Raw genomic sequence first — 3,752 nt, forward strand, 5'->3', positions numbered from 1 at the left:
CTTCGGCAGCCGCGAGCCGCGCGGTGCCCTCGATGCCGACGTCAACTGCCACGGCCACATGCTGCGTGTTGTCGCCACCCACCTCGGCCTGCGGCCGGCCGAGCGGCGCGAACAGATACGGCGCCTGCTGCAAGTGTTCGACACGGAAGAAATGCCGGTCATCCTGCTCGGCGACATCAATGAATGGTTCGTGTGGGGAAGGTCGCTGCGCTGGCTGGTGTCGCACTTCCAGCCGGTGCCGGCGCCGAAAACCTTTCCGTCGCGGCATCCGCTGTTCGCGCTCGACCGCATCTGGATCCGGCCGCGCCACCGGCTGGTGCATGTGGAAGTGCACGCGACACCGCTGGCAAGGATCGCGTCGGATCACTTGCCGCTGGTCGCGCACATCGACGGCTAGATTACAGGCGGCGGACGGGCTCGCCCGGCGGCAGCGATTGCTGCTGCGCCCGATACAGGATGTGCGGCGTCGCGGTCGGATCGAAATCGGTCCAGTCGCCGCCTTCGATCGTACCCTCCGCGCGCTCCAGTTCCACCGCGCCCAGCGAGCGCAGCAGGTCGGCCGCCTTGTCTTCATCGTCCTGGTTGTCCAGGGCGACCGCCAGCAGCATGCCGGAATGACGCACTGGCGCCACGTTGTCCGCATCTTCATTGTGCTCGCCGGTTTCGCCGGCTTCTTTCATTTGCGAAAGACCGCCCGCCAAGCCACCCAGGTGCGCGCCAACCAGACTGCCGGTAACGGCCCCTACAGGGCCGAGGAAGGGCGCCGCTGCCAGGCCGACCGCGGCACCCGTCGCAGCACCCATCGCCACGCCCTTGCCGGACTCATGGGCGCCGGCGGATTCGGCATGGTCACCGCCGATCGGGAAACTGTCGTGCTGCCCCGGCGGATTCACATAGAAAGCGGAAATGCGGTCGCGCGCAAACCCGGCGCTGACCAGTTCCTCGATGGTGTGTTCGATCTGCAATTGCTGCTGGAATCGTCCGGCGATGATGGTGCTCACGCTTGTCCCTTTCATTGTCGAAATGAATACGAGTGAGAGCGCAATGCCATGCAGAAGTTCGGATGTAATTTTTTCCCTGCGGCGGTAAAAAGGGCCGAGCCGTAAGCCGCTTCCGCACGCGGTGCAGGCCGCTGTTCGCCGGTCTGCTAATTGCATGCTCGTACCGTCCGAGACGCGAACGGGAAGGACCGAGATGGCACACATTTCCAACAGCACGCCCGACGACCTGGTCGGTGCCCAGGTGACCGATGCCGGCGGCAACGCGGCGTCCATCGTTTCGCTGCAGCAGGGCGGCGGCGACAGCAGTTCCGGCCCGCAGGCGTGGATACGGCTGCTCGACGGCACGCAGGTGCTGGTGCCGGTCAGCCTGCTCGCGCAGGATGACGGCGGCTACCGCTTGCCGTTCACTTTCCGCTTCACCGGCGACGCGCGCCAGCCAATGCAGATGAGCTTCCCCGTGATGGAAGAGGATGTCCGGGTCGGCAAGCGCGTCATCGACACCGGGCGCGGCGTCCGCATCCACAAGACCGTCGCCGAACGCGAGCAGGTGCTCGACGAAGCGCTGATGCAGGACAGGCTCGAGGTCGAGCATGTGCAGGTCGGGACGGTCGTGAGCGAGGCCGACGCGCCGCAGATGCGCTACGAGGGCGACACGCTGGTGGTGCCGGTGCTGGAAGAAGTGCTCGTCGTGCAGAAACAGCTGCTGCTCAAGGAAGAGGTGCGCATCACGCGCCATCGCGAACAGGTGAGCAGGCCGGAGAAGGTGGTGCTGCGTTCGGAGCAAGTGCAGGTCGAACGCTTCGACGAAGGACGCCCCCAGTGAGGCAGGCACGCCTTATGCACGGTTGTCCGTCCCGGGTCCGGCCTCGCGGCGGACGGGACACTATGTGAGGAGAGTGCAATCATGGAAAACACGGTAGTGGGCGTGTACGACAGTTATGCCCAGGCGCAGAACGTCCTGAACGAATTACTCGCCTGCGGATTTTCGCGCGATGAAGTCCAGCTCAGCCCGGAAGGATCCGGCACCACAGCCACGACACCGATGACGGAATCGTCGAGCGGAGGATCGGGCATCGGGCATTTCTTCCGTTCGCTGTTCGGAATGGAAGACGAGGACGACCGCCAGCATCATGACATCTATGCCGAAGCGATGCGTCGCGGCAGCTGCGTGGTCACGGTCGATGCCGACAGCGAGCAGGAACGCGAGCGCGCGATCGAGGTGATGAATCGCTTCAACCCGGTCGACCTCGATGAACGCGTGACGCAGTGGCGCAGCAGCGGATGGACCGGCTACGACGCATCGGTGCCGAGGATGACCGACAGCGAGATCGAGAAAGACCGCGCGCTGTACGGCCAGGGACGCAGCACGGACACCGGCCAGGCGACGCAAGGCGAGCAGGCGCGCATCCCCGTCGTCGAGGAGGAATTGCAGGTCGGCAAACGTGCTGTGCAGCGCGGCGGCGTGCGAATCTACCAGCGCATGACGGAACAGCCGGTGCATGAGACAGTCGACTTGCGCGAGGAGCATGTGAACGTCGAACGCCATCCGGTTGACCAGCCGGCAACGGAAGCAGACATGTCGGCCATCAAGGAAGGCGCGATCGAAATGCGCGAGACCGCCGAAGAGCCGGTGATATCGAAATCGGCACGCGTGGTCGAGGAAGTGGTGGTCGGCAAGGAAGCGACCGAGCGTACCGAAGACATCAACGAGTCGGTCCGCAAGACCGAGGTCGACGTGGAACAGATGGGTGCCGCGGAACGTTCAGCCACCGGCGCCACCACCGCGGCCGACATTTCGGCGACCGGCAGCGGCGTGGGCGGCGACTATGCCGACACCGCGATGACTTCCGACGATTCGGATTACCGCAGCCACTGGCAGAACGCGTATAGCTCCTCAGGCGGACGCTATGAGGACTACGACGCCGCCTACCGCTATGGTTCGATGGCGCGCGGCAGCGAGCGTTACAAGAACTACCGCTGGGAAGATGCCGAACCCGCCCTGCGCAGCGACTGGGAGCGCGACCATCCCGAGAGCACGTGGGAAAGGGTCAAGGACGCGGTGCGTTACGGCGCCGAACGGGTGACGGGTCGGAATGAACGCCGCTGAGTGACAGCCTGAGATCCCTTCCCGGACGGGTAGGGACAAAGCGGGGAGCCTGTGCAGGTTGCACGGCTCCCCGCGCCATGTCTGGCGCATGCAATTAATTTTTCGCCGTCACTCCCCCAGCCGCCCCGCCTCGGCCATCTCCCTGATGGTCCGTATCGTGTCGATATCCGACTCCTTGTACGCCGACTTGCGGAAGTCGTTGTAGAACGCGTCCGCCGTATCCTGCGCCTCGGTGGCGCCGTCGTCGTACACGAAGCGCACGAACAGGATGTCCTGTTCCGGCTCTTCGATGGTCATGGTCAGCGTGGATTCCGGGATCTCCTTTTGCGGCGGCACATGGTAGGTGACTTGCTGCAGCGGCAGGTAGGAGACACGGTCGCGGATGACGAGGTCGCCATAGCGCAATTCGCGCGAGAGGGTGTGTTCGCTGCGTTCGAGGATGTCGCAGGCGTCGAGGTGGGGGACGAAGTCCATCGGCGTTTCTGCGCGCAACACGAGGCCGCGCCAGAGTTGTTCGCGGGACAGGCGGTCGATCAGCGGGTTGAGCGGATCGTTGATTTCTATCAGGTGTTCGAATTTCATGGCGGCTGCACCGGCGGTTCAATGCGGGCAGTTTACTCCCGCCTCAGAAAAACTGCGACCAC

5 protein-coding genes are annotated in these 3,752 nt (G+C 64.4%); 3 read left to right on the top strand and 2 right to left on the bottom strand.

Features of this window, described 5'->3' with window-relative positions:
• The coding region (locus AYR66_RS29290; protein ID WP_337366724.1) for an endonuclease/exonuclease/phosphatase family protein at nucleotides 1-397 on the top strand (397 nt) is incomplete at its 5' end.
• A gap of 1 nt (nucleotide 398) precedes the next feature.
• Here AYR66_RS29290 and AYR66_RS04170 read toward each other — a convergent pair.
• Nucleotides 399-1,001, bottom strand: coding sequence for a hypothetical protein (locus AYR66_RS04170; RefSeq protein ID WP_088706487.1), 603 nt, complete (start codon nucleotides 999-1,001; stop codon nucleotides 399-401).
• Nucleotides 1,002-1,194: 193 nt separating this feature from the next.
• Between AYR66_RS04170 and AYR66_RS29855 the strand changes: the two genes are divergently transcribed.
• Together AYR66_RS29855 and AYR66_RS04180 are read left to right on the top strand one after the other, a co-directional pair.
• Nucleotides 1,195-1,824, top strand: coding sequence for a YsnF/AvaK domain-containing protein (locus AYR66_RS29855; RefSeq protein WP_234814747.1), 630 nt, complete (start codon nucleotides 1,195-1,197; stop codon nucleotides 1,822-1,824).
• Between the two features lie 81 nt (nucleotides 1,825-1,905).
• Complete coding sequence (locus AYR66_RS04180; RefSeq protein ID WP_088706488.1) at nucleotides 1,906-3,108, top strand: YsnF/AvaK domain-containing protein; 1,203 nt, start codon at nucleotides 1,906-1,908, stop codon at nucleotides 3,106-3,108.
• Nucleotides 3,109-3,216: 108 nt separating this feature from the next.
• Here AYR66_RS04180 and AYR66_RS04185 read toward each other — a convergent pair whose 3' ends face one another.
• Nucleotides 3,217-3,690, bottom strand: coding sequence for an SRPBCC family protein (locus tag AYR66_RS04185; RefSeq protein ID WP_088706489.1), 474 nt, complete (start codon nucleotides 3,688-3,690; stop codon nucleotides 3,217-3,219).
• Nucleotides 3,691-3,752: the final 62 nt, after the last annotated feature.

The organism is Noviherbaspirillum denitrificans (assembly GCF_002211445.1).
GTDB lineage: Bacteria > Pseudomonadota > Gammaproteobacteria > Burkholderiales > Burkholderiaceae_D > Noviherbaspirillum > Noviherbaspirillum denitrificans.